This window comes from Bacillus sp. AM1(2019), from assembly GCF_009906915.1.
GTDB classification, from domain to species: Bacteria; Bacillota; Bacilli; order Bacillales; family Bacillaceae; genus Bacillus; species Bacillus velezensis.
Genome location: NZ_CP047644.1, coordinates 720,659 through 746,406 on the forward strand (window position 1 = coordinate 720,659; position 25,748 = coordinate 746,406).

Sequence of the window (25,748 nt, forward strand, 5' to 3'; positions counted from 1 at the left end):
CGGAGGCGGCTTCTTCAGCCGCCATAGATTGAATATTCCCAACATTCGGGTTAGGAGGCCTTCCGTGAATATTGTGAACAATAATCTTCTTTATGAAGGAAAAGCGAAACGGATTTATCAAACTGAAGACGAACAGATTCTCCGCGTGGTCTACAAGGATTCCGCAACAGCCTTTAACGGTGAGAAAAAAGCGGAGATCAGCGGAAAGGGCCGTCTGAACAATGAAATTTCAAGCCTGATTTTCAAACATCTGCACGCCAAAGGAATTGACAACCACTTTGTGGAGCGTGTTTCAGAATCAGAGCAGCTTATCAAAAAAGTGAGCATCATTCCGCTTGAAGTCGTGGTCAGAAACATTGCCGCCGGAAGCATGTCGAAACGTCTCGGCATCCCGGAAGGAACAGAGCTTCCGCAGCCGATTATCGAATTTTACTACAAGGATGACGCGCTGGGCGATCCGCTCATCACAGAAGATCATATCTGGCTCTTGAAAGCGGCTGCTCCTGAGCAGGTCAAAACGATCAAATCGATTACAAAACAGGTCAATCAAGAGCTGCAGCATATTTTTGAAGACTGCGGCGTCAGATTAATAGATTTTAAGCTGGAATTCGGCTTAGACGCAGAGGGACGGGTGCTTTTAGCGGATGAAATTTCTCCTGACACGTGCCGTCTGTGGGACAAAGACACAAACGAAAAGCTCGATAAAGATTTGTTCAGACGGAACCTGGGAAGCTTAACCGACGCATATGAAGAGATTTTCAAAAGACTGGGAGGCATTTCATAATGTATAAAGTGAAAGTTTATGTCAGCTTAAAAGAAAGTGTGCTCGATCCTCAAGGAAGCGCGGTGCAGCATGCATTGCACAGCATGACCTACAATGAAGTGCAGGATGTGCGCATCGGAAAATATATGGAGCTGACGATTGAAAAATCTGACCGCGATCTTGACGCGCTCGTGAAAGAAATGTGTGAAAAGCTCCTTGCCAATACAGTCATTGAAGACTACCGATATGAAGTTGAGGAGGTTGTCGCACAGTGAAATTTGCGGTGATTGTGTTACCCGGCTCCAACTGTGATATTGATATGTTCCACGCCGTAAAGGACGAACTCGGCGAAGAAGTCGAGTATGTCTGGCACGAGGAAACAAGCCTTGACGGATTTGACGGCGTGCTCATCCCCGGCGGGTTTTCATACGGCGACTACTTGAGATGCGGCGCCATCGCCAGATTCGCAAACATCATGCCGGCTGTGAAAAAAGCGGCTGCCGAAGGAAAACCGGTTCTCGGCGTCTGCAACGGATTCCAGATTCTGCAGGAGCTCGGACTTCTGCCCGGCGCGATGAGACGCAACAAAGATTTAAAGTTCATCTGCCGACCGGTTGAATTAATCGTGCAGAACGGCGGTACGTTATTCACATCTTCCTATGAAAAAGGACAATCGATTACGATTCCGGTTGCCCACGGCGAAGGCAATTTCTACTGTGATGACGAAACGCTTGAAAGATTAAAAGAAAACAATCAAATCGCCTTCACATACGGCGGCGATATTAACGGAAGCGTCAGCGGCATTGCCGGCGTCGTGAATGAGAAAGGCAACGTATTAGGCATGATGCCTCACCCTGAGCGCGCAGTCGATGAACTGCTCGGCAGCGCAGACGGTCTTACATTGTTCCGGTCTATCGTGAAAAATTGGAGGGAAACTCATGTCGCTACTGCTTGAACCAAGTAAAGAACAAATAAAAGAAGAGAAACTCTATCAGCAAATGGGTGTCAGTGATGACGAGTTCGCACTCATTGAATCTATTATCGGAAGATTGCCGAACTACACGGAAATCGGGATTTTTTCCGTCATGTGGTCAGAGCACTGCAGCTATAAAAACTCAAAACCGGTTTTACGCAAATTCCCGACTAGCGGCGAACGCGTGCTGCAGGGTCCCGGTGAAGGCGCGGGAATCGTTGACATCGGTGACAATCAGGCGGTCGTGTTCAAAATTGAATCTCATAACCATCCGTCAGCGATTGAGCCATACCAAGGTGCCGCGACGGGAGTGGGCGGCATCATCCGTGACGTTTTCTCAATGGGCGCCCGTCCGATAGCTGTATTAAACTCTCTTCGATTTGGTGAGCTCACTTCACCTCGTGTGAAGTACTTGTTTGAAGAAGTAGTGGCGGGAATCGCGGGATACGGAAACTGTATCGGAATTCCGACGGTCGGCGGAGAAGTGCAGTTTGACGCAAGCTATGAGGGCAATCCGCTTGTCAATGCAATGTGCGTCGGCTTAATTGATCATAAAGATATTAAAAAAGGCCAGGCGAAAGGTGTCGGCAACACGGTCATGTACGTCGGCGCTAAAACGGGCCGCGACGGCATACACGGCGCTACTTTCGCATCAGAAGAAATGTCAGATTCATCTGAAGAAAAACGTTCCGCGGTGCAGGTCGGCGATCCTTTCATGGAAAAACTTCTCCTGGAAGCATGCCTTGAAGTCATCCAATGCGACGCCTTAGTCGGCATTCAGGATATGGGGGCGGCCGGTCTGACAAGTTCGAGTGCTGAAATGGCAAGCAAAGCCGGCTCAGGCATTGAAATGAACCTTGATCTCATTCCGCAGCGGGAAACAGGTATGACCGCTTACGAAATGATGCTTTCCGAGTCTCAGGAACGCATGCTTCTCGTCATTGAACGCGGACGTGAACAGGAAATTGTCGATATTTTTGATAAATATGATCTTGAAGCGGTTTCCGTAGGTCATGTTACGGATGATAAAATGCTCCGCCTCCGCCATAACGGAGAGGTTGTTTGCGAGCTTCCGGTTGACGCGCTGGCGGAAGAAGCGCCTGTATACCACAAGCCGTCAGCAGAACCCGCGTACTACCGCGAGTTTCAGGAAACAGAAGTTCCCGCGCCTGAAGTAAAAGATGGGACAGAGACGCTTTTTGCCTTGCTGCAGCAGCCGACAATTGCCAGCAAAGAGTGGGTGTACGATCAATATGACTACATGGTGCGCACAAATACGGTGGTCGCTCCGGGCTCTGACGCGGGAGTGCTCAGAATCCGCGGCACGAAAAAAGCGCTGGCGATGACGACGGATTGCAACGCGCGTTATTTATATCTTGATCCAGAAGAAGGCGGGAAAATCGCCGTTGCCGAAGCGGCGCGCAACATCGTATGCTCCGGCGCCGAACCGCTTGCGGTCACGGATAATCTGAATTTCGGAAACCCGGAAAAACCTGAAATTTTCTGGCAGATCGAAAAAGCGGCCGACGGCATCAGCGAGGCGTGTAATGTTCTCAGCACTCCCGTCATCGGCGGTAACGTATCACTTTATAATGAATCGAACGGAACGGCGATCTACCCGACGCCTGTTATCGGCATGGTCGGCTTAATTGAAGATACCGCTCATATTACGACACAGCATTTCAAACAAGCGGGGGATCTTGTATACGTGATCGGCGAAACAAAACCTGAGTTTGCCGGAAGCGAACTGCAAAAAATGACAGAAGGCCGCATTTACGGCAAAGCGCCGCAAATCGATCTTGATGTAGAGCTGTCACGCCAAAAAGCATTGCTTGACGCGATTAAAAAAGGCTTCGTACAATCAGCGCATGATGTGTCTGAAGGCGGCTTAGGCGTAGCGGTTGCAGAAAGCGTCATGACGACGGAAAACCTTGGCGCGCACGTGACTGTAGAAGGGGAAGCGGCATTATTATTCTCTGAATCTCAATCACGCTTCGTCGTTTCGGTGAAAAAAGAACACCAAGCGGCGTTTGAAGCGGCTATGGCCGATGCGGTTCATATCGGCGAGGTAACGGCTGACGGACTTCTGGCGATTCAAAACCAGGACGGACAACAATTGGTTCACGCGCAAACGAAAGAACTTGAGCGCGCGTGGAAAGGAGCTATTCCATGCTTGCTGAAATCAAAGGCCTGAATGAAGAATGCGGTGTGTTTGGCATCTGGGGACATGAAGAAGCCCCGCAGATCACGTATTACGGCCTGCACAGCCTCCAGCACAGAGGACAGGAAGGCGCGGGAATTGTCGCAACTGACGGTGAAAAACTGACGGCGCATAAAGGACAGGGGCTTATTACCGAAGTTTTTCAAAACGGCGAACTGAGCAAAGTGAAGGGAAAAGGCGCGATCGGGCACGTCCGTTATGCGACGGCAGGCGGAGGCGGATATGAAAATGTCCAGCCGCTCCTGTTCCGTTCGCAAAACAACGGCAGCCTCGCGCTCGCCCATAACGGCAACTTGGTCAACGCCACACAGTTGAAGCAGCAGCTTGAAAATCAAGGGAGCATTTTTCAGACTTCCTCCGATACGGAAGTGCTGGCTCATCTGATTAAACGCAGCGGACACTTTTCGCTGAAGGATCAAATCAAAAATTCGCTGTCTATGCTGAAAGGCGCTTATGCCTTTTTAATCATGACTGAAACAGAAATGATCGTAGCGCTTGACCCGAACGGACTCAGACCGCTGTCAATCGGCATGATGGGTGACGCTTACGTCGTGGCATCAGAAACGTGCGCATTCGATGTGGTCGGCGCGACATACCTTCGCGAGGTAGAGCCGGGCGAAATGCTGATCATCAATGATGAAGGCATGAAATCAGAGCGTTTCTCCATGAATATCAACCGTTCCATCTGCAGCATGGAGTACATTTATTTCTCAAGACCTGACAGCAATATCGACGGCATTAACGTGCACAGCGCCCGGAAAAACCTCGGAAAAATGCTTGCCCAGGAGTCCGCGATTGAAGCGGATGTCGTCACAGGCGTGCCTGATTCCAGTATTTCTGCGGCTATCGGCTATGCTGAGGCAACGGGCATTCCGTACGAACTCGGTCTCATTAAAAACCGTTATGTCGGCAGAACGTTTATCCAGCCGTCACAGGCTCTGCGCGAGCAAGGCGTGAGAATGAAGCTGTCCGCCGTCCGCGGTGTTGTTGAAGGAAAACGGGTCGTCATGGTTGATGATTCCATCGTGCGCGGGACGACAAGCCGCCGGATTGTCACAATGCTCAGAGAAGCGGGAGCGACAGAGGTGCACGTCAAGATCAGTTCACCGCCGATCGCTCATCCGTGCTTCTACGGCATCGACACATCAACCCATGAGGAGCTGATCGCTTCTTCTCATTCCGTGGAAGAAATCCGCCAGATCATCGGTGCTGACACGCTTTCTTTCTTAAGTGTAGACGGATTGTTAAAAGGAGTCGGCCGAAAATTTGAAGACACCAACTGCGGACAATGCCTCGCTTGTTTTACGGGCAAATATCCGACGGAAATTTATCAGGATACAGTGCTTCCTCACGTAAAAGAAGCGGTGCTGACAAAATAAAATGTGAAAATGACATAAAGGCAGCGGGAATTCAGGCTGCCTTTCTCTTTCTGCCTTTTAAGGAGAAACGAATTGACAAGGAGTGATAGGGATGTCTGATGCTTATAAAAATGCCGGAGTTGACATCGAAGCCGGATACGAAGCCGTCAAACGAATGAAAAAACACGTGGAGCGCACGAAAAGGCTCGGCGTTATGGGAAGCCTGGGCGGTTTTGGCGGAATGTTTGATCTGTCAGAGCTTCCGTATCAAAAGCCTGTTTTAATTTCCGGAACAGACGGTGTCGGCACCAAGCTGAAACTCGCATTTTCAATGGATAAACATGACACGATCGGCGTCGATGCGGTCGCGATGTGTGTAAATGATGTGCTTGCCCAAGGAGCGGAGCCGCTGTTTTTCCTTGATTATTTGGCGGTCGGCAAGGCTGATCCGGTAAAAATTGAGCAGATCGTTCAGGGCGTGGCGGACGGATGCGAGCAGTCAGGATCAGCGCTTATCGGCGGTGAGACGGCGGAAATGCCGGGGCTGTATACGGCTGATGAATACGATATTGCGGGCTTTTCAGTCGGCGTCGCGGAAAAAGACGAAATCGTCACCGGTGAACATATCGAAGAGGGGCATCTCTTAATCGGACTTACTTCAAGCGGCCTTCACAGCAACGGATTTTCCCTTGTGAGAAAAGTGCTTCTTGATGACGGCGGACTTGATTTGGATACTGTCTATGAACCGTTTGCGCGTCCTCTCGGAGAAGAATTGCTGGAACCGACGAGAATATATGTGAAGCCGGTGCTCAAGGCGGTGAAAAGCGGTAAGGTGGACGGCATGGCGCATGTGACAGGCGGAGGATTCATCGAGAACATCCCGCGGATGCTGCCGGACGGATTGAGTGCGGAAATTGATCACGGATCATGGCCGATCCCGCCGATTTTTCCGTTTCTGCAGGAGCACGGCAAGCTGAAAGAAGAAGAAATGTTCAATGTTTTTAATATGGGCATCGGTTTTGTCCTTGCCGTTAAAGAAGAAAACCTGACAGACGTCATCGACACGCTTGAAGCTCAGGGCGAGAAGGCTTATTTGATCGGCCGGGTCAAGCGGGGCGAAGGCATTTCTTTCGGCGGTGCGGCTCTTTCATGAAAAAGTTTGCGGTATTTGCTTCAGGAAACGGATCGAACTTCGAGGCCATTGCCAAACGCATGAGAGAAGAGAAGTGGGATGCGGAGCTCTCGCTTCTCGTGACGGATAAGCCTCAGGCAAAGGCGGTGGAAAGGGCGGAGGCTTTACACATTCCGTCATTCGCCTTTGAACCGTCATCTTTTGAAAACAAAGCGGCCTTTGAACGGGCCGTTATTGAACAGCTGCGCCTGCACGGGGCGGAATTAATCGTTCTCGCCGGCTATATGAGACTGATTGGAGATACGCTGCTTGAAGCATACGGGGGCCGCATTATTAATATACATCCCTCGCTTCTTCCGGCATTCCCCGGGATTGACGCTGTCGGACAGGCGTATCGGGCCGGTGTGAAAGTGGCGGGCATTACCGTTCATTACGTCGACGAAGGCATGGACACAGGACCGATTATCGCGCAAAAAGCATTCGAAATACAGGAAAACGATACGCTTGAAGACATAGAGCATACAATACACGAGCTTGAGCACAAATGGTATCCGAGCGTTGTGAAACAGCTGCTGGGACTAAATAACAGAGGTGAAAAGGCATGACAATCAAACGCGCACTAATCAGTGTTTCTGATAAAACAAATCTCGTACCTTTCGTAAAGGAACTGACAGAGCTCGGCGTCGAAGTCATTTCGACCGGAGGAACAAAAAAACTTCTCCAGGAAAACGGTGTGGATGTCATCGGCATTTCAGAAGTGACCGGATTTCCTGAAATTATGGACGGACGGTTAAAAACCCTCCATCCTAATATTCACGGCGGCCTGCTTGCCGTAAGAGACAATGAAGAGCATATGGCGCAGATCAATGAGCACGGCATTGCACCGATTGACCTTGTGGTTGTCAACCTTTATCCGTTTAAAGAAACGATTTCAAAAGAAGATGTAACATACGATGAAGCGATAGAAAACATTGATATCGGCGGCCCCGGCATGCTGCGCGCCGCATCGAAAAACCATCAGGATGTGACGGTCATCACAGATCCGGCCGATTACAGCTCCGTGCTCAATGAGATTAAAGAACACGGCGGCGTTTCGCTTAAAAGAAAACGCGAGCTTGCGGCCAAAGTATTCCGCCATACCGCGGCATACGACGCATTAATCGCTGATTACTTAACACGCGAGGCCGGTGAGAAAGACCCTGAACAATTCACCGTTACATTTGAGAAAAAACAATCGCTCCGCTACGGTGAAAACCCTCACCAAGAGGCGGTTTTCTACCAAAGCGCACTTCCTGTCTCCGGTTCCATCGCGGCGGCAAAACAGCTTCACGGCAAAGAGCTTTCTTACAACAATATTAAGGACGCGGATGCGGCCGTTCAAATCGTCCGGGAGTTTACAGAACCCGCAGCTGTCGCCGTTAAACATATGAACCCGTGCGGAGTCGGTACGGGAGCTTCAATTGAGGAAGCATTCAATAAAGCGTATGAAGCTGATAAAACCTCCATTTTCGGCGGCATCATCGCGCTGAACCGTGAAGTTGATCAGGCAACGGCTGAAGCCCTTCACGGCATCTTTTTAGAAATCATTATCGCCCCTTCTTTCAGTGAAGAAGCGCTGAACGTGCTGACGGCGAAGAAAAACCTTCGTCTGCTCACGCTTGACGTGACCGCATCAGGGAAGAAAGAAAAACAGCTGACATCCGTACAGGGCGGCCTTTTGATTCAAGATTTAGACGTCCATGGATTTGATGACGCCGACATCAGCATCCCGACAAAAAGAGAGCCGAACGAGCAGGAATGGGAAGATCTGAAGCTCGCCTGGAAAGTCGTCAAACACGTGAAATCCAACGCGATCGTTCTTGCAAAAGACCATATGACGGTCGGTGTGGGCGCAGGACAGATGAATCGCGTCGGTTCAGCTAAAATCGCCATTGAGCAGGCCGGAGAAAAAGCAAAAGGCAGCGCGCTCGGATCAGACGCGTTTTTCCCGATGCCGGATACAGTCGAAGAAGCCGCAAAAGCCGGTGTCACGGCGATTATCCAGCCCGGCGGATCGGTCCGCGATGAAGATTCGATTAAAAAAGCGGATGAATACGGCATCGCCATGGTATTCACCGGCATCAGACATTTCAAACATTAAGAGGGGGAACGAAGCGTGAATGTATTGATTATCGGAAAAGGCGGCAGAGAGCATACATTGGCTTGGAAAGCGGCGCAAAGCCCGCTTGTTGACACGGTGTACACCGCGCCCGGAAATGACGGTATGGCAGGCTGCGCGACGCTGGTCAACATTGAAGAAAGCGATCATGCCGCACTCATTGCGTTTGCGAAAGAACATCGTGTCGGGCTGACGATTATCGGCCCCGAAGTTCCTCTGATTGAAGGGATAGCGGACGAGTTTGAAAAAGCCGGACTGCTTGTTTTCGGACCGTCTGAAAAAGCGGCAATCATTGAAGGAAGCAAACAGTTTGCCAAGGATTTAATGAAAAAATACGGCATTCCGACGGCGGAATATGAGACGTTTACTTCATTTGAAGAGGCGAAAGCATATGTGCAGCAAAAAGGCGCGCCGATTGTCATTAAAGCGGACGGGCTTGCCGCTGGAAAAGGTGTCACGGTCGCGATGACGGAAGAAGAAGCGATTGAATGCCTGCACGATTTTCTTGAGGATGAGAAATTCGGCGAGGCGAGCGCATCTGTGGTCATTGAAGAGTTCCTCGCCGGCGAAGAATTTTCTTTAATGGCGTTTGTAAAAGGGGAGACCGTCTATCCGATGGTAATCGCTCAAGATCATAAACGCGCCTTCGATGGAGACAAAGGGCCGAATACGGGCGGAATGGGCGCCTACTCACCGGTGCCGCACATTTCCGATGATATCGTCAGAAGCGCAGTCGAAACGATTGTGAAGCCGGCGGCAAAAGCAATGGTGAAAGAGGGACGCTCCTTCACGGGCGTGCTGTACGCGGGGCTGATTTTGACGGAAAACGGATCAAAAGTCATTGAATTCAACGCGCGCTTCGGAGATCCGGAAACACAGGTTGTCGTGCCGAGAATGGAATCTGACCTCATCCAGGTGCTTTTGGATCTGCTGCATGAGAAAGATGTTGACCTAAGGTGGAAAGATACGGCCGCCGTCAGCGTTGTGCTGGCTTCTGAAGGCTATCCGGAAGGCTATGCAAAAGGGACGCCGATCGGCAGTTTGGCATCCGCTGAAGACGGGATCGCCATTTTTCATGCCGGAACGAAAAAAGAAGGCGGTCAATTTGTCACAAACGGCGGCCGGGTCGCCAATGTCACCGCATTTGCTGAGACATTTGAAGCGGCGAGAGATAAAGTGTACAGCGCCGTTTCAGGGCTGACAAAACCCGGACTGTTTTACAGAAGCGACATCGGCGCCCGTGCGCTGAAAGCTTCTCAACGATAGAAAGCAGAACCCCGCAGCACCCGAGCTGCGGGGTTTTTTACGTAAGCTGAGGACGGCCTAGGTTGTCGGCTTGCCAGTCATCGATGAAGGCGTATAGACGGATTCTTCTCAGACTCGCGGGACAGGAGAAATTAAATAACAAGCCGAAACGGCTTGTTATTTTTCTTGCTGATGGCTGTCATCCTGATTCATTCCGGTTTGGAACATATATGTCACCGGGCAGAAGCGGAGGATGCCGGACGCCGCTTTCATCGCGCCCATCATCATACAGAAGAGATGCATCTTGCACCAAGGTTTTCTCGTGTATTTCGCTGAAGCAGCAGACAAAATGGTGAGGCCGCAAGTGATGCGCATAACGGCATTTAATAAACTGATATTCGGTTTCATCATTTCAGCTCCCTTAGAAAAAGTTTTTCATTCATCTTCAATAATTTGTAACGTTTTAGCCGTGCGATAATTGTGCGGATGTGATACGATGGGTCTAATATAAGCGAAGGAGAGTATGTGAATGTCCGAACGTACCTTTAACTGGAAAAATAAAGACATCAGATCACAGGCGGATGTTGTAGACTCAAAGCTGCTTCCAACGCTACTTTTACGGGATGCTCTCGTATTAAATCCTTTTTTAAAACAATGGCTGAAAAAGAACGTCTGGATTTACGGAGACCGAATTGTATATGTTGGTGATGAGCTTCCTGATGCAGCTGAGCACATTCATACCATAAATTGTGAAGGAAAATACATTGTGCCAGGTTACATTGAACCGCATACACATCCTTTTCAAATATATAATCCCCAAACGCTCGCCGAATATGTGTCTCAATTCGGAACAACGACGTTTGTTAATGATAACTTGTTTTTTCTTTTGCACAGCGGTAAAAAGAAAGCGCTTACTATATTGGAAGAACTGAAAAAACAGCCGGTGCAATATTTCTGGTGGTCCAGATATGATCTGCAGACTGAAGTGCTGAATGAGGATCAGCTTCTTTCTTTTGATGTCCGAAAGCAATGGATTGAGCACCCGGATGTCATTCAAGGCGGAGAATTGACCGGATGGCCGCGCCTCATGGACGGCGATGACCTGATGCTTCATTGCATGCAGGCGACAAAGAAACTGCGCAAGCGGATAGAAGGGCATTTTCCCGGAGCCTCTGAAAAAACACTGACGAAGATGAAACTGTTCGGAGCTGATTCCGACCACGAGGCGATGAATGGCGGCGAGGTAATGAGACGGCTTGAATTGGGCTACTATGTTTCGCTCAGACATTCATCCATCCGCCCTGATTTGAGAACGATTTTGCAGGATCTTCATCAAAAAGGCTTCCGGCATTATGATCATTTCTTTTACACGACGGATGGAGCGACGCCGCATTTTTATAAAGGCGGCATGACGAATGAATTAATCAAAATCGCTTTGGAGGAAGGAGTTCCGGCGATTGACGCCTACAATATGGCCTCCTTTAATATCGCGAAGTATTATCAGATGGACGACTTTCTCGGTGTGATCGGTCCGGGCCGGCTTGCTTCATTGAACATTCTCGATGACCCGATGAATCCTGACCCGGTCACGGTGATCTCCAAAGGCATCCTGCTGAGGGAAGACGGCCGAAATATGAATGCGTTTACAGAAACGGATTGGAAAAAGGGCGGTCTTGTCCCTCTTGAGCTTTCATATGATATGACGATGGATGATTTACAGTTTTCAATGCCGATGGGTGTGTCCATGCGCAACGCGGTCATTATGGAGCCGTATATGATTGCGATTGATAATTCTGTTGACCAGCTTTCTTTTGATCATGATGAATGCTATCTCACGCTTCTCGATAAGCATGGAAAATGGCGGGTTAATACAATGCTGAAAGGTTTTGCCGACCGGGTGCAGGGCTTTGTCAGTTCCTACACGACAACTGGAGATATTATCGCTGCCGGAAAAAATAAGGAAGATATCCTGCTCGCTTTCTCACGGATGAAAGAAATCGGCGGCGGAATCGTGCTTGCCGAAAACGGGAAGATTCTGCATGAGATTCCCCTCGCCTTAAACGGTTCTGCATCTGCGGAGAATTATGAAGAAGTGCTTGAGAAAGAGCAAAAACTGAGGACGCTGCTGGAGGAGCGGGGCTACCGATTCTGCGATCCGATCTATACGCTGCTCTTTTTGCAGAGCACACACCTGCCTTATATCCGCATTACGCCGAGAGGAATATTCGACGTGATGAAAAAAACTGTACTCTTTCCATCGATAATGCGTTAAAATATAAAAGCAGGGAGCCGACATATGAAAAGATGGAAAACCGTTTGTATGCTTTGTTTTGCGTTTTTGCTGCTTGCCGCCTGCCGGCAGAACAATGCCGATCAGGTGCAGCCGAAAGAAGCGGAAGCTCCTTTAACGGGGCTGAAAACTGAGCAGAAGCTTGCAGAACGCCGTCCGATTGCAGTCGCAGTGAACAATCATCCGAAGGCGAGGCCCCAATCCGGGCTGTCAAAGGCGGATGTTGTCATCGAGGCGCTTGCGGAGGGCCGGATTACGCGGTTTCTCGCGATTTTTCAAAGTGAGATGCCGGAAACGGTCGGGCCTGTGCGGAGCGCGAGGGAATATTTTGTCACGCTCAGCAGCGGGTTTAACAGCATATTTGTCCATCATGGCTGGAGTCCCGGCGCAAAAAAGCAGCTGGAGTCCGGAGCTTACGATTATATAAACGGTTTGGATTTTGACGGAAGCCTGTTTTGGAGAGCCGATTTCAGCAAGCCGCCCCACAATTCCTATACGTCGTATGACAATATCAGGAAGGCGGCGGAACAAAAAGGATACAAGCTGAACGGAAAAACAGAACCGCTCCCATTTCAGACATCAGATGCAAAACCCGGAAACGAAACCTACAATATTCGGATAGATTATGGAACACAAAACATTACAAATCTTGTCGAATACGATTATGATAAAAAAGCTGATGCTTATACAAGAAGCTCTGATGGTGTGAAAGCGACAGACCGGGAGACCGGAAAGCCTTTAGCCATGCACAACATTTTTATTGTTGAAGCCGGCCATCGCATGACAGACAAAGATGGAAGGCGGGCCATCGATATTCAGTCAGGGGGGAAGGGCCTCCTGCTTCAGCACGGCGATGTTATGGAGTCAGACTGGGAATATAAAGACGGCCGTATTCTGCCCGTAAAAGGCGGTGAGATTCTTCCGTTTGTGCCAGGAAAGACATGGATTAATATCGTGCCTGATCTCGATGCAGCTTCCATTAGTAAAGGAGAAGGTGTTTGACGATGCAAATCGATAAATTACGCGGAAAAGAACTGGACCAGTTATTTTTATCTATTTTATCGCTGAAAGATCTGGAGGAATGCTATCGTTTCTTTGACGATCTTTGTACGATTAATGAAATCCAATCGCTGGCGCAGCGTTTGGAAGTGGCAAGAATGCTCCGCGAAGGAAATACGTATCACAAAATTGAAAGCGAAACGGGTGCTTCCACAGCGACGATTTCCCGGGTGAAGCGCTGCTTAAATTACGGAAACGACGCCTATGAAATGGCGCTCGACCGCGTAAACAAAGGAGAATCCTCCTCAGCTACGTAAAAAACCGCTCTGCCGATGACGGCAGGCGGTTTTTTTTATGCGTGCTGATTCAAAAGGCCGGGAAGTTCCCTCAGGCTTCCGTCTTCCTCCCGGTATACGATGTGTTCAGCTGAGAAATGAACCGGCGAGCTGATGCCCGCCGCCGCGGCTAGGTGAAACAGCCCTTCACGCAACGAGAGCACGTAGTTGCAGACGCGGTGCTGTTTATCCTCGATACTGAGCGCGCGCTGAAGTTTTGGATCGGTTGTCGCCACTCCGACAGGACAATGATTGGTGTGGCATACTTGAGCGCGGATACAGCCGACTGAAAACATCATTCCCCGGGCAATATTGACAAAATCCGCGCCTAACGCGAGGGCAACGGCAATCTTATCCGGAGTGAGCAGCTTTCCGGATGCGAAAATTTTCAGCTTATCTCTTATCCCGTATGTCTTCAAAAGGCCGTCAACAAGGGGGAGGCCGGTCAGAATCGGCAGGCCGACGGAATCCGCCAGCTCATGGAAAGAAGCTCCCGTTCCCCCTTCACTGCCGTCAATCGTAATAAAGTCGGGAAGTTTGCCTGAGGAACTCATACAGGAAATAAGGTCTTCAAGGTCTTTGCGGCTTCCCGGGACAATTTTGATGCCGACCGGTTTTTCTCCGACAGTCCTTAATTTCTCAATGAAATCAAGCATGTCCGGGACATTTGAGAACTCGTTGAAGCGGTTTGGGCTGTCAATGGATTGTCCGGGCTGTACATTTCTGATGGCGGCAATTTCTTCGGTCACCTTTGAACCGTCAATATGCCCGCCTCTTGCTTTCGCCCCTTGCGCAAGCTTTAATTCAAAGGCTTTAATCTGTTCGAGGCGGCTTTTTTTCTTAAATTCTTCCCACGAAAATTCTCCTTCTTCGGTGCGGACGCCGAACAGCCCGGGACCGATTTGGCAGATAATATCCGCGCCGCCTTTCAGGTGATACTCAGACAGGCCGCCTTCGCCTGTATTCATCCATGTGCCGCCGGCCTGGTGCAGCCCTTTTGACAGGGCGGTAATTGCCCGGTCGCCAAGTGAGCCGTAGCTCATCGCTGATTGTCCGATTAACCCTTTCACATAAAACGGCTTCTTGCATGTATCGCGGCCGATCACTTGCACATCGTCCGGATGCAGGTAATAAGGGTCCGCCTTTGCTTTTTCGCGGTGTTCGCTGCGTTTCAGCAGGTTGTCTTTGTCAATTTTGTATATCATCGTGTCGATCTTCGGCGTCTGATCTGCGCGCAGCTCCTCCCTTTGTTTCGGGAAGAGGGCGTTACGGATATAATAGCCCGGCTGATCGAAATCCCGTTCTGAGCCGAAGCCCATCATTCTGCTTTTATACTTTCCCGACATGACCGTCTGTTCATATTCTCTCCGGGAAAACGGCTGTTCTTCGTTATCATTGCTGAATAAATACTGCCGCAGCTCTGGTCCGATTTTTTCAAATATATAGCGCAGTTTTCCCGCTACGGGATAATTGCGCAGCACTGAATGTTCTTCCTGCTTTTCGTCTCTTATGTATATCCAGAGAAACAATGCGGCGGGAACTAAAATAATAAAGATCAATATACAAATCAGTACGATAATGGCTTGTTCCATTGAGATCAGACTCCTTGTCTTTTTTCTCTTTGACATTCCACATATTGTCTGTTTTCAAACATAGCCGTTTCCCGTCCGGCGGAGCGCAATCTTTTTTTGTGAATCAGGTGAATGACGTCTTTTTCCGTTTTTCCGGGCCAAACGAATTTGTTATAATGTTTAAATGGCAAGAAACGAATGGAGGAACGAAAACGCATGTACGATGTTAACGAGTGGAAGCATGTTTTTAAACTCGATCCGAATAAAGATTTACCGGATGAACAGCTGGAACGGCTTTGTGAATCAGGGACTGACGCCATTGTGATCGGAGGAAGCGACAATATCACCGAGGACAATGTGCTGAGACTGATGTCAAAGGTGCGGCGGTTTTTAGTGCCGTGCGTACTTGAGGTGTCGACGATTGATTCCATTGTGCCCGGGTTTGATCTTTATTTCATTCCGAGTGTGCTCAACAGCAAAAAGGCGGACTGGATTGTCGGCATGCATCATCAGGCGATGAAAGAATACGGAGAGCTCATGTCAATGGAGGAAATCGTGACGGAGGGCTACTGCATCGTCAATCCTGATTGTAAGGCGGCCGCTTTGACGGAGGCGGATACACATATAGAAACAGAAGATATTCTCGCCTATGCGCGGGTCGCGGAACATTTGCTTCATCTCCCGATTTTTTATCTGGAATACAGCGGGATGCTGGCGGACATAGAAACGGTGGAGAAAACGAAGGCTGTGCTGGACAAGTCCGTCCTGTTTTACGGAGGCGGCATTAAAGACGCGGAAACGGCGGAACGGTTCGGCCGTCATGCCGATGTCATCGTTGTCGGAAATGCCGTATATGAAGATTTTGATCAGGCGCTTAAAACAGTGGCGGCTGTAAAGACAAAGTAGCCAAGCGGACGAAATTGATTTATGATAGAACATATGTTTGATAGGCGGTGAACGGATATGAATTACATTAGCAATCAATTATTAAGCGGATTAAATCCCGTTCAGCAGGAAGCGGTCAAGACGACGGACGGTCCGCTGCTTCTGATGGCGGGCGCGGGAAGCGGAAAAACACGTGTGCTGACGCACAGAATCGCATACTTAATGGCGGAAAAACACGTGGCGCCATGGAACATTCTGGCGATTACATTTACAAATAAAGCAGCCAGAGAAATGAAGGAGCGGGTTGAGAGCATTCTCGGACCCGGCGCGGATGAAATCTGGATATCCACCTTCCACAGCATGTGCGTGCGGATTCTGCGCAGGGATATTGACAGAATCGGCATCAACCGAAATTTCTCCATTCTTGATACGGCTGATCAGCTTTCCGTTATTAAAGGGATTCTGAAAGAGCGGAATATCGATCCGAAAAAGTTTGATCCGAGAAGTATTTTAGGCTCCATCAGCAGCGCAAAAAACGAGCTGATCGAACCTGAGGAATTCGCAAAAACGGCCGGCGGCTACTACGATCAGGTCACGAGTGACGTGTATACCGATTATCAGAAAAAACTGCTGAAAAACCAATCGCTCGATTTTGATGATTTAATCATGACGACGATTAAGCTTTTCGAGCGTGTGCCGGAAGTGCTTGAGTTTTATCAGCGTAAATTCCAATACATTCACGTAGACGAGTATCAGGATACGAACAGGGCGCAATACCTGCTTGTGAAGCAGCTTGCGGCCCGTCTTGAAAATATCTGCGTCGTCGGTGACTCCGACCAGTCCATTTACAGATGGCGCGGGGCGGATATCGCGAATATCCTTTCCTTTGAAAAAGATTACCCGAGCGCAAACGTGATTCTGCTCGAACAAAACTACCGCTCAACAAAGCGGATTCTGCAAGCGGCTAACGAAGTGATCAAAAACAACTCAAACCGCAAGCCGAAAAACCTGTGGACGGAAAATGACGAAGGCATCAAGCTTTCTTATTACAGCGGCGACAATGAATTCGGCGAAGGCCAATTCGTCGCGGGCAAAATTTATGAGCTGAACAGTTCGGGCCGGCGGAAGCTTTCCGATATCGCGATTTTATACCGGACAAACGCCCAGTCGCGCGTTATTGAGGAAACCCTTTTAAAATCCGGACTGAACTACAATATCGTCGGCGGAACCAAGTTCTACGACAGGAAAGAAATTAAAGACATTCTCGCATACCTGCGCCTTGTGTCAAACCCGGACGACGACATCAGTTTTACGCGGATCGTCAATGTGCCGAAGCGGGGCGTCGGCGCAACTTCACTAGAAAAAATCGCTTCATATGCGGCGATGAACGGAATGTCAATGTTCCAGGCGGTCAAACAGGTTGATTTCATCGGCGTCAGCGCGAAAGCGGCAAACGCGCTTGACGGCTTTGGCGCGATGATTGAAAATCTGACGAACATGCAGGATTACTTGTCCATTACGGAACTCACGGAAGAAATTCTCGAGAAAACGGAATACAGAGAAATGCTGAAGGCCGAAAAATCAATCGAAGCCCAAAGCCGCCTTGAAAATATCGACGAGTTTCTTTCCGTGACGAAAAACTTCGAACAAAAAAGCGAAGACAAGTCTCTCGTCGCGTTTCTGACTGATCTGGCGCTGATCGCGGATATTGACCAGCTCGACCAGAAGGAAGAGGAATCAGGCGGAAAGGATGCCGTCACTTTAATGACACTGCACGCCGCTAAGGGGCTTGAATTTCCTGTCGTGTTCTTAATGGGCATGGAAGAAGGCGTGTTCCCGCACAGCCGCTCCCTGATGGAAGAAGCCGAGATGGAAGAAGAACGCAGGCTCGCATATGTAGGCATTACGAGGGCGGAAGAAGAACTGTATTTAACGAATGCCAAAATGCGCACCTTATTCGGCCGCACCAATATGAATCCGGAATCCCGCTTTATCAGGGAAATACCTGGCGATTTATTGGAGAACCTAAATGAGAAGAAAACACCTCGCATGCAGCCGGGAAGAAAAGTGCAGCCAAAACGCGGTCCCGTATCCCGTCCCGTTTCCTATGCGAACAAAACAGGCGGCGACTCGCTCAGCTGGGCGGTCGGCGATAAAGCGGGCCATAAAAAATGGGGCACCGGAACGGTTGTCAGCGTAAAAGGAGAAGGCGAAAGCACCGAGCTTGATATCGCATTCCCGAGCCCAGTCGGCGTGAAGCGTCTTCTTGCCGCTTTTGCGCCGATTGAAAAGCAGTAACCTGAAGAGGAAAGGAAGAACATGATGGACAAAGAAACAGCGAAACACCGGGCAGAAGAATTGCGCCGCACCATCGATCAGTACAGTTATGAATATTACACCTTAGATGAACCGAGCGTGCCGGATTCCGAGTACGACAGACTGATGCAGGAGCTGATTGCCATAGAGGAAGAGCACCCGGAGCTCAGAACGCCTGATTCGCCCACACAGCGGGTCGGGGGAGCGGTGCTTGAATCGTTTCAAAAGGTGCAGCACGGCACGCCGATGCTCAGTCTCGGCAACGCATTTAACGATGATGATCTCCGCGATTTTGACCGCCGCGTCCGTCAGGCTGTCGGTGACGGCGTCGCTTATAATGTGGAGCTGAAAATAGACGGTCTTGCTGTTTCTCTCCGTTATGAAGACGGCTATTTCGTCAGAGGCGCGACAAGAGGAGACGGAACGACGGGCGAAGATATCACGGAAAACTTAAAAACGATCCGCAACATTCCGCTGAAAATGAAACGGAATCTTTCCATAGAAGTGCGCGGAGAGGCGTACATGCCGAAACAGTCATTTGAAGCGCTCAATGAAGATAGGCTGAAACATGAAGAGGAGCCGTTCGCCAATCCCCGGAACGCGGCTGCGGGCTCACTCAGACAGCTCGATCCGAAAATTGCAGCGAAACGAAATCTTGACATCTTCGTCTACAGTATAGCGGAGCTTGACGAAATGGGTGTGGAAACACAGAGTCAGGGCCTGGATTTTCTGGATGAGCTCGGTTTTAAAACAAACCAGGAACGGAAAAAATGCGCCACGATAGATGAAGTCATTGAAATGATCGAAGAGCTGCAGGCGAAGCGGGCCGATCTCCCGTATGAAATTGACGGAATCGTCATCAAAGTCGATTCGCTCGACCAGCAGGAAGAGCTCGGGTATACGGCAAAAAGCCCGCGCTGGGCGATTGCTTATAAATTCCCGGCGGAAGAGGTCGTGACAAAACTTCTCGATATCGAACTGAATGTCGGAAGAACGGGCGTCATTACGCCGACCGCCGTTCTGGAACCGGTAAAAGTCGCGGGAACGACGGTCTCAAGAGCATCCCTTCATAACGAAGATTTAATTAAAGAGAAGGATATCCGCATTCTCGATAAAGTGGTCGTCAAAAAAGCGGGCGACATCATCCCTGAGGTCGTCAATGTCTTAATCGAACAGCGGACCGGGGAAGAAAAAGAATTCAATATGCCTACCAGCTGCCCTGAGTGCGAGAGCGAACTTGTCCGCATTGAAGGGGAAGTCGCGCTGCGCTGCATCAATCCGGAATGTCCGGCGCAGATCAGAGAAGGCCTGATTCACTTTGTCTCACGCAACGCGATGAATATTGACGGACTCGGAGAACGTGTCATCACACAGCTTTTCCGTGAACATCTCGTCCGTAATGTCGCTGATTTGTATAAGCTGACGAAAGAGCAGGTCATCCGGCTTGAGCGGATGGGGGAAAAATCAACTGACAATCTGATCAGCTCCATCCAAAAGTCGAAAGAGAATTCGCTGGAACGCCTGCTGTTCGGTCTCGGCATCCGTTTTATCGGCTCAAAAGCGGCCAAAACACTCGCCATGCATTTTGAAAGCCTGGAAAATCTGAAACAAGCCACGGAAGAAGAGCTGCTTGCGGTAGATGAAATCGGCGAAAAGATGGCCGATGCCGTTGTCACCTATTTCCGTAAAGAAGAAATGGTTGAGCTATTGAATGAACTTGAGGAACTCGGTGTGAACACACTCTACAAAGGCCCGAAAAAAGTAAAAGCGGAGGACAGCGACTCTTATTTTGCCGGCAAAACCATCGTGTTAACCGGAAAGCTTGAAGAGCTGTCCAGAAATGAAGCCAAGGCGCAGATTGAAGCGCTCGGCGGAAAGCTGACGGGATCTGTCAGCAAAAAAACAGACTTGCTGATTGCCGGAGAAGCGGCCGGAAGCAAGCTGACAAAAGCGCAGGAATTAAACATTGAAGTATGGAATGAAGCACAGCTATTGGGAGAGCTAAAGAAATAAGAGGAGTGTTTTCTATTGAAAAAGATGTTGGCATTGGCGGCGACGGCAACGGCGGCAGTACTCATGCTGTCGGCCTGTTCGCCGAGTTTCGGGGGGAACAAAGAGGAAGAGATCACGCAGAAAACGGCAAAGTCTTCTGAAAAAGCGATCATACCGAAATATAATATCTCTGATTCCTACTATAAAATGGTGCTTCCGTTTAAGGCCGGAAAAGCGCGCGGCCTGACCGCGGACCGGCTGAACACGAGGCTGGACATCGATGAATTCGAGACGGGTCTGATGCGGCTCGCTCAAGACACGTTCCCGACGGATGACTATTTGTATCAGGAAGGCCAGTATTTAGATGAGGACACGGTACTCAGCTGGCTTGACCGCAAAAAAGAGGGCAGTGATCTGAAAAAGGCGAAAAAGGCAGACGCCAATTTCCAGAATCTCGGCTTAAACCCGGTGCTGCCAAGCTCGGGATCGGCAAAAGAGAAAAATGAAAACAGCCCGATTTACTTAGCGTCTATGCTTGAACAGGATTACTTAGTAAGAAAAGATAAAAATTCCATCCAGCTTGGCGGTGTCATGATCGGTCTCGCTCTCAACTCTGTTTACTATTACCGCGAAAACACAGGTGATCCGCAGCAGGAAGTGGAGCTCAGCGACAAAACGATCCGCAGCCACGGTGAAGAAATCGCCCAGGAAGTCGTTAACCGCCTCCGGAAAATGGATAACCTGAAAAATGTGCCGATTACCGTCGCCCTTTATAAACAAGCGCCGAAAACATCAATCGTACCGGGGAATTACATTGCGAAAACAGAAGTCAAGGCCGGCTCATCCACCATTTCAAACTGGGATGATGTCAAAGAAAAGTACGTCTTCTATCCGGCGGATACAGACACGGCAAAGAAATACCCTGATGATTCCGAAGTGTTTAAACGCTTCAAAAACGCCATCGACAGCTACTTCCCGAATTACACCGGAGTCGTCGGAACGGCAATGTACGAAAACGATGAAATGAGAAAAATGAAGATTGAAATCCCGATGCAATTTTACGGGAAAAGCGAAGTTATCGCCTTTACCCAATACTTAACAGGTGAGCTGATGGATTATTATTCAAAAAGCTCAGTTGATGTCGAAATTAACATTACCTCGTCTGACGGACAGGAAGCGCTGATCGTCCGCAATGCGGGTGACAAAGAACCGACCGTCCATATTTACGATTAACCAAGATGCCCTTGTTCATTTCTGTATGAGCAAGGGTTTTTTTATTGTGAATATCGTTGGAGAGAGGGATGAGGTATGTTAAGATATTTGTATAATTAGGAATTAACAGGAAAACACATTTTATTTCTAAGCGGATGTTACGAATCTGCTGTGAAAAAAGAAGGGCAGGAATGTTGATGAATGACATTTGCTGAGTACACACACCGCCTACAAACATTATGAAAGGGTGAATCAGCATGCATAAAGATATTAAAGCGATTTTTGAGGAAGATAAGGTACTGGCTGAGGCCGGTGAAATATACGGATTTACTACGTTTCAATTTATCGCGGACGCAGAGAACTACGTATATGAAATTGTGAAAGATAACGAACCGTATATCTTAAAAATTACGCATACGATCAGAAGAACACCGGAATATATTCTCGGAGAAATGGAATGGCTTCATCATCTGGCAAAGGGCGGGCTTTCAGCAGCGAAACCGATTCCTTCATTAAATGGCAAAGATGTCGAAGAAGTGCCGGATGGAAAAGGCGGAGCATTTTTAGTAAGAGTCTATGAAAAAGCGCCCGGACGCAAAGTGGAGCAATCAGACTGGAACGGGACTCTGTTTTACGAGCTTGGGAAGTACACGGGGAACATGCACCGGCTGACAAAAAGCTACCGTCTGAGCGACCCGGCATATAAAAGGCAGGAATGGGATGAAGAGGAGCAGCTGAAGCTGAGAAAATACGTGCCCGCAGATCAGCATCTCGTATTTGAGCGGGCGGATGCTCTAATGGAAAAACTGCGCCGTTTGCCGAAGAATCCTGAAAACTACGGCCTTGTGCACGCCGATCTGCACCACGGTAATTTCAATTGGGACAACGGAAAAATCACTGCATTTGATTTTGATGATACCGGCTACAATTGGTTTGTGAATGATATCAGTATTCTGCTGTACAACATATTGTGGTATCCGGTCATCCCGTATGAAGACAAGGCCGCGTTTACGGGTGAGTTCATGACACACTTTATGAAAGGCTACAGGGAAGAAAATGACCTTGACCCCGCCTGGCTTGAACACATCCCGGATTTTCTCCGGCTGCGCCATATGCTGATCTACGGATTATTGCATCAGGCGTTTGACCTCAATTCACTCGGGGACGAGGAACGTGAGATGCTGAAAGTCTTCAGGCGCGATATCGAAAACGAAACCCCGATTACGGAGTATCACTTTTCTGCATTCGTATAAATAGAAAAACGCCGGCTGAATCCAGCCCGGCGTTTTTTTATAGCGTATCACACTTCACTCCGACGACACCCTGAATTTCTTTAATATCATAATAGACGTCAGTGGTATAGCGGTTTTTGTGAACACTGACTTTCACTTCCATAATCGGAAATTCTTTTTCGTGCAGATCATCAATCCGGACGGAGTGAATGCGGAGCTGTTTGCTTTTCATTTCCTTTAAAATCTCGGTCATTTTGTCTTTATCGGAAAGAGACATTCTCACGCGGATATCCTTTTCCTTCAAGCGGTTGGGACCGATTTTTCTGATCAGCCACGGAAGAAATTCGACACTGATCAGGATAAACAAGAGGCTTGCGAACGCCTCTTTATAAAAGCCGGCGCCTGTAGCCAGACCGAGCCCGGCTGCGCCCCAGATGATAGCCGATGTCGTCAGGCCGGAAATGACGTCATTGCTTTTGCGCAGGATCACGCCCGCACCGATAAAACCGACGCCGGAAATGATTTGGGCGGGAAGGCGGAGCGGATCCATCATGATACGGTAATATTTTGGGAAATGATATGCCGCATTAATGCTGACGATCGTCAGCATACAGGAGCTGACGGCGATGACGATACAGGTTTTCAGGCCGAGCGGTTTGTTTTTCAGCTCGCGTTCAAGACCGATGATCATGCCGATCAGCGTGGCAATGCCCAGCTTTAATAAAATGTCTGGTTCGATAGGCCAGCTCAATTTGCACAGCACCTCCGCAATTTTTCTTATAATAAATTGATATGATTTTCTCACAGTATTTATAGCAGGACAAGTGCGGAAGAAAAAAGCCGTCAGGGATAAAATCTGACGGCTTTTTGTCTATTTCTTGTTTTTCAAAAGAGCTTCCATCCGGCTGAACAGCTGATAAGAAGCATCGGCCGGTTTTTTGGTCAGCAGGCTGACGGCAATACCGGCAATCAGACTGAGGAAGAACCCCGGAATGATTTCGTATACGCCGGTTGAAGCGGCAAGCCCTGTCGTGATCCAGATTAAAACGGCCGCGGCCCCTGTAATCATCGCCGCAAGCGCTCCCCATTCATTCATCCGTTTCCAGTACAGACTGAGCAAGAGCGCCGGGCCGATAGCCGAACCGAAGCCTGCCCACGCATATCCGACCAGATCAAGAATGGTGCTGTTCGGATTCAAGGAAAGCAAAATGGCGATAACGGCCACGATCAATACCGACAGGCGTCCGGTCATGACCAATTCTTTATCGCTCGCTTCCCGTCTGAAAAAGGCGCGGTATAAATCTTCCGTAATGGCGCTTGCCGTTACGAGAAGCTGTGAGGAAATGGAACTCATGATCGCCGCTAAAATTGCGGACAGCAAGAAGCCCGTAATCAGCGGATGGAACAAGATTTTAGAAAAAATAATGAAAATCGTTTCCGGATCTTTTACGGAGACCCCGAAGTGATGAGAATACGCAACCCCGATAATCCCGGTCAGCAATGAACCGACAACTGAAATAACCATCCAGCTCATCCCGATTCTGCGGGCGGGTTTTAAATCTTTCACTTCTTTAATCGCCATAAATCGTACGATGATATGAGGCTGGCCGTAATAGCCGAGTCCCCATGCCAAATAAGAAATAATGCTAATGACGCTCGCGCCTTTAAAGATATCCAATAGTTTCGGGTTAACGGCGTTGATCGAATCAATCGTCGTTGAAACGCTCCCGAGCTGGGTAAAAGCAACGATCGGCACAAGCACTAATGCCGCAAACATGATCGCTCCCTGTACAAAGTCAGTCAGACTGACAGCGAGGAAACCGCCAAACAGCGTGTAAAGCACAACAACACCGGCCGTTAAAAACAAACCGAATTTGTAGTCGGCGCCGAATGCCGATTCAAATAACCTGCCTCCGGATACCATCCCGGACGATGTGTACAGCGTGAAAAAGATCATAATAATCACGGCGGAAACAATTTTCAGCAATGATGACGAGTGGCGGAACCGTTTATCGAAAAAATCGGGAATCGTAATCGCATCATCCGCAACTTCCGTGTAAGCGCGCAGCCTCGGAGCAAGCAGCAGATAATTTGAATACGCGCCGATCGTCAAACCGAGCGCCAGCCATAAGGTCGATAACCCCGTTGCGAACATTGCGCCGGGAACTCCCATCAGCATCCATGCGCTCATATCGGCCGCACCTGCGGACAGCGCCGTTACGAACGGGCCTAGTCCTCTTCCGCCCAGCATGTAATCATTAATATTCGTTGTCTTCCTGAATGCGTACCAGCCGATTAACAGCATGGCAGCAAAGTAAATGCCAAGAGATATAATTAATTCAATACTCACGTTTTTGGACCCTCTCTTCTTTCATGTAAATGTTGCATCACCTCTGCAGATTAGTAGTGCCGGAATATGCGCCGGCGATCCAGCCTTTAGTCATCATTCCATGCGGATCGCATGATTTAGTGCTGGCTATGGTTACTAAACCTAACAAAGTATCCCCGATCAATCAACTCTCGAAACCTGGCCCGCTCAAGGAAAAAATCCCCGCCAACATAGAACAGCTTAGAGATGAAAACGCTACCAATAAATTATAAAAGTAAAAATTTTCTGACATATAATTCGTTTCTCTTTCTCCCCGATTTAGGATAAAATAGAGAGGGTTTCATCATGCCTCAGAAGGCGGCGTTTTGTTGCTTTAGAGGGCTCGTTTTTGATATGATCAGTATTATATGACGAAACGGAGAATTATGCGGAGGTGGATCTTATGTCACGAATTTCTATAGAAGAAGTAAAGCATGTCGCTCATTTGGCGAGACTCGCCATTACGGATGAAGAAGCTGAAATGTTTACAGAACAGCTTGACAGCATCATCTCGTTTGCCGAGGAGCTTAATGAAGTGGACACGGATAACGTGGAACCGACAACACACGTGCTGAAAATGAAAAACGTAATGAGAGAAGATGAAGCGGGTAAAGGCCTTCCGGTCGAGGATGTCATGAAAAATGCTCCCGATCATAAAGACGGCTATGTCCGTGTGCCATCTATTCTGGATTAAAGGA

General features: G+C 49.0%; 22 protein-coding genes. 18 read left to right on the forward strand and 4 right to left on the reverse strand.

All coding sequences use genetic code 11. The annotated features are described in order from the left end of the window. The first annotated feature begins 64 nt into the window (after positions 1-64). From purC to purD, 9 genes are all read left to right on the forward strand, one after another. Complete coding sequence (purC, locus tag GNE05_RS03780; RefSeq protein WP_007609852.1) at positions 65-784, forward strand: phosphoribosylaminoimidazolesuccinocarboxamide synthase; 720 nt, start codon at positions 65-67, stop codon at positions 782-784. Then, positions 784-1,038, forward strand: coding sequence for a phosphoribosylformylglycinamidine synthase subunit PurS (gene purS, locus GNE05_RS03785; RefSeq protein ID WP_003155758.1), 255 nt, complete (start codon positions 784-786; stop codon positions 1,036-1,038). Before purC ends, purS begins: the two co-directional genes overlap by 1 nt. Further along, entirely contained in the window at positions 1,035-1,718 is a 684-nt protein-coding gene (purQ, locus tag GNE05_RS03790) for a phosphoribosylformylglycinamidine synthase subunit PurQ (protein ID WP_007408898.1), read from the forward strand. The genes purS and purQ overlap by 4 nt, the downstream gene beginning before the upstream one ends. Then, complete coding sequence (purL, locus tag GNE05_RS03795; RefSeq protein WP_160182454.1) at positions 1,702-3,930, forward strand: phosphoribosylformylglycinamidine synthase subunit PurL; 2,229 nt, start codon at positions 1,702-1,704, stop codon at positions 3,928-3,930. The genes purQ and purL overlap by 17 nt, the downstream gene beginning before the upstream one ends. Next, entirely contained in the window at positions 3,906-5,336 is a 1,431-nt protein-coding gene (gene purF / locus GNE05_RS03800; RefSeq protein WP_014417105.1) for an amidophosphoribosyltransferase, read from the forward strand. Before purL ends, purF begins: the two co-directional genes overlap by 25 nt. Positions 5,337-5,427: 91 nt before the next feature. Next, on the forward strand, positions 5,428-6,468 hold the full coding sequence (purM, locus tag GNE05_RS03805; RefSeq protein ID WP_007609857.1) for a phosphoribosylformylglycinamidine cyclo-ligase: 1,041 nt from the start codon (positions 5,428-5,430) through the stop codon (positions 6,466-6,468). Further along, positions 6,465-7,052 carry a phosphoribosylglycinamide formyltransferase gene (purN, locus tag GNE05_RS03810; protein ID WP_007408902.1) on the forward strand — a complete coding sequence of 196 codons (588 nt, stop codon included), beginning with the start codon at positions 6,465-6,467 and terminating at the stop codon, positions 7,050-7,052. The genes purM and purN overlap by 4 nt, the downstream gene beginning before the upstream one ends. Then, positions 7,049-8,587: a bifunctional phosphoribosylaminoimidazolecarboxamide formyltransferase/IMP cyclohydrolase gene (gene purH / locus GNE05_RS03815; RefSeq protein ID WP_160182455.1), complete on the forward strand. Its 1,539-nt coding sequence runs from the start codon at positions 7,049-7,051 to the stop codon at positions 8,585-8,587. The genes purN and purH overlap by 4 nt, the downstream gene beginning before the upstream one ends. A gap of 15 nt (positions 8,588-8,602) precedes the next feature. Beyond that, entirely contained in the window at positions 8,603-9,871 is a 1,269-nt protein-coding gene (gene purD / locus GNE05_RS03820; RefSeq protein WP_160182456.1) for a phosphoribosylamine--glycine ligase, read from the forward strand. A 156-nt stretch (positions 9,872-10,027) separates the two neighbouring features. On the opposite strand, the gene GNE05_RS03825 is transcribed toward purD, so the two are convergent. Beyond that, positions 10,028-10,258: a YgaP family membrane protein gene (locus GNE05_RS03825; RefSeq protein WP_017419030.1), complete on the reverse strand. Its 231-nt coding sequence runs from the start codon at positions 10,256-10,258 to the stop codon at positions 10,028-10,030. Between the two features lie 121 nt (positions 10,259-10,379). On the opposite strand from GNE05_RS03825, the gene GNE05_RS03830 reads away from it, so the two are divergent. From GNE05_RS03830 to GNE05_RS03840, 3 genes are read left to right on the forward strand one after another with little or no spacing between them, the layout of a single operon-like run. After that, positions 10,380-12,122: an adenine deaminase gene (locus GNE05_RS03830; protein ID WP_014417109.1), complete on the forward strand. Its 1,743-nt coding sequence runs from the start codon at positions 10,380-10,382 to the stop codon at positions 12,120-12,122. 24 nt (positions 12,123-12,146) lie between these two features. Next, positions 12,147-13,142: a DUF3048 domain-containing protein gene (locus GNE05_RS03835; protein ID WP_017419031.1), complete on the forward strand. Its 996-nt coding sequence runs from the start codon at positions 12,147-12,149 to the stop codon at positions 13,140-13,142. A 2-nt stretch (positions 13,143-13,144) separates the two neighbouring features. After that, the gene (locus tag GNE05_RS03840; RefSeq protein ID WP_003155745.1) at positions 13,145-13,456 is read left to right on the forward strand and encodes a YerC/YecD family TrpR-related protein; all 312 of its coding nucleotides are present in this window, start codon (positions 13,145-13,147) and stop codon (positions 13,454-13,456) included. Between the two features lie 35 nt (positions 13,457-13,491). On the opposite strand, the gene GNE05_RS03845 is transcribed toward GNE05_RS03840, so the two are convergent. Next, positions 13,492-15,066 carry an FMN-binding glutamate synthase family protein gene (locus GNE05_RS03845; RefSeq protein WP_095061204.1) on the reverse strand — a complete coding sequence of 525 codons (1,575 nt, stop codon included), beginning with the start codon at positions 15,064-15,066 and terminating at the stop codon, positions 13,492-13,494. Between the two features lie 195 nt (positions 15,067-15,261). Here GNE05_RS03845 and GNE05_RS03850 point away from each other — a divergent pair, with 195 nt between their 5' ends. The 5 genes from GNE05_RS03850 to GNE05_RS03870 all read left to right on the forward strand — a co-directional run bounded on the left by GNE05_RS03850 (position 15,262) and on the right by GNE05_RS03870 (position 22,703). Continuing rightward, positions 15,262-15,951: a heptaprenylglyceryl phosphate synthase gene (locus GNE05_RS03850; protein WP_003155740.1), complete on the forward strand. Its 690-nt coding sequence runs from the start codon at positions 15,262-15,264 to the stop codon at positions 15,949-15,951. A 57-nt stretch (positions 15,952-16,008) separates the two neighbouring features. After that, on the forward strand, positions 16,009-18,228 hold the full coding sequence (gene pcrA / locus GNE05_RS03855) for a DNA helicase PcrA (RefSeq protein WP_022552708.1): 2,220 nt from the start codon (positions 16,009-16,011) through the stop codon (positions 18,226-18,228). A 24-nt stretch (positions 18,229-18,252) separates the two neighbouring features. Continuing rightward, the gene (ligA, locus tag GNE05_RS03860; RefSeq protein WP_032863936.1) at positions 18,253-20,259 is read left to right on the forward strand and encodes an NAD-dependent DNA ligase LigA; all 2,007 of its coding nucleotides are present in this window, start codon (positions 18,253-18,255) and stop codon (positions 20,257-20,259) included. 15 nt (positions 20,260-20,274) lie between these two features. Then, positions 20,275-21,471: a CamS family sex pheromone protein gene (locus GNE05_RS03865; protein ID WP_014417115.1), complete on the forward strand. Its 1,197-nt coding sequence runs from the start codon at positions 20,275-20,277 to the stop codon at positions 21,469-21,471. A gap of 236 nt (positions 21,472-21,707) precedes the next feature. Continuing rightward, on the forward strand, positions 21,708-22,703 hold the full coding sequence (locus GNE05_RS03870) for a phosphotransferase enzyme family protein (RefSeq protein WP_160182457.1): 996 nt from the start codon (positions 21,708-21,710) through the stop codon (positions 22,701-22,703). 37 nt (positions 22,704-22,740) lie between these two features. Here GNE05_RS03870 and GNE05_RS03875 read toward each other — a convergent pair whose 3' ends face one another. Next, positions 22,741-23,433, reverse strand: coding sequence for an MgtC/SapB family protein (locus GNE05_RS03875; RefSeq protein WP_014417117.1), 693 nt, complete (start codon positions 23,431-23,433; stop codon positions 22,741-22,743). A gap of 120 nt (positions 23,434-23,553) precedes the next feature. Next, positions 23,554-25,032, reverse strand: a complete 1,479-nt coding sequence (putP, locus tag GNE05_RS03880) for a sodium/proline symporter PutP (RefSeq protein WP_014417118.1) — start codon at positions 25,030-25,032, stop codon at positions 23,554-23,556. Positions 25,033-25,453: 421 nt separating this feature from the next. Here putP and gatC point away from each other — a divergent pair, with 421 nt between their 5' ends. After that, positions 25,454-25,744 carry an Asp-tRNA(Asn)/Glu-tRNA(Gln) amidotransferase subunit GatC gene (gene gatC / locus GNE05_RS03885; RefSeq protein WP_003155732.1) on the forward strand — a complete coding sequence of 97 codons (291 nt, stop codon included), beginning with the start codon at positions 25,454-25,456 and terminating at the stop codon, positions 25,742-25,744. Positions 25,745-25,748: the final 4 nt, after the last annotated feature.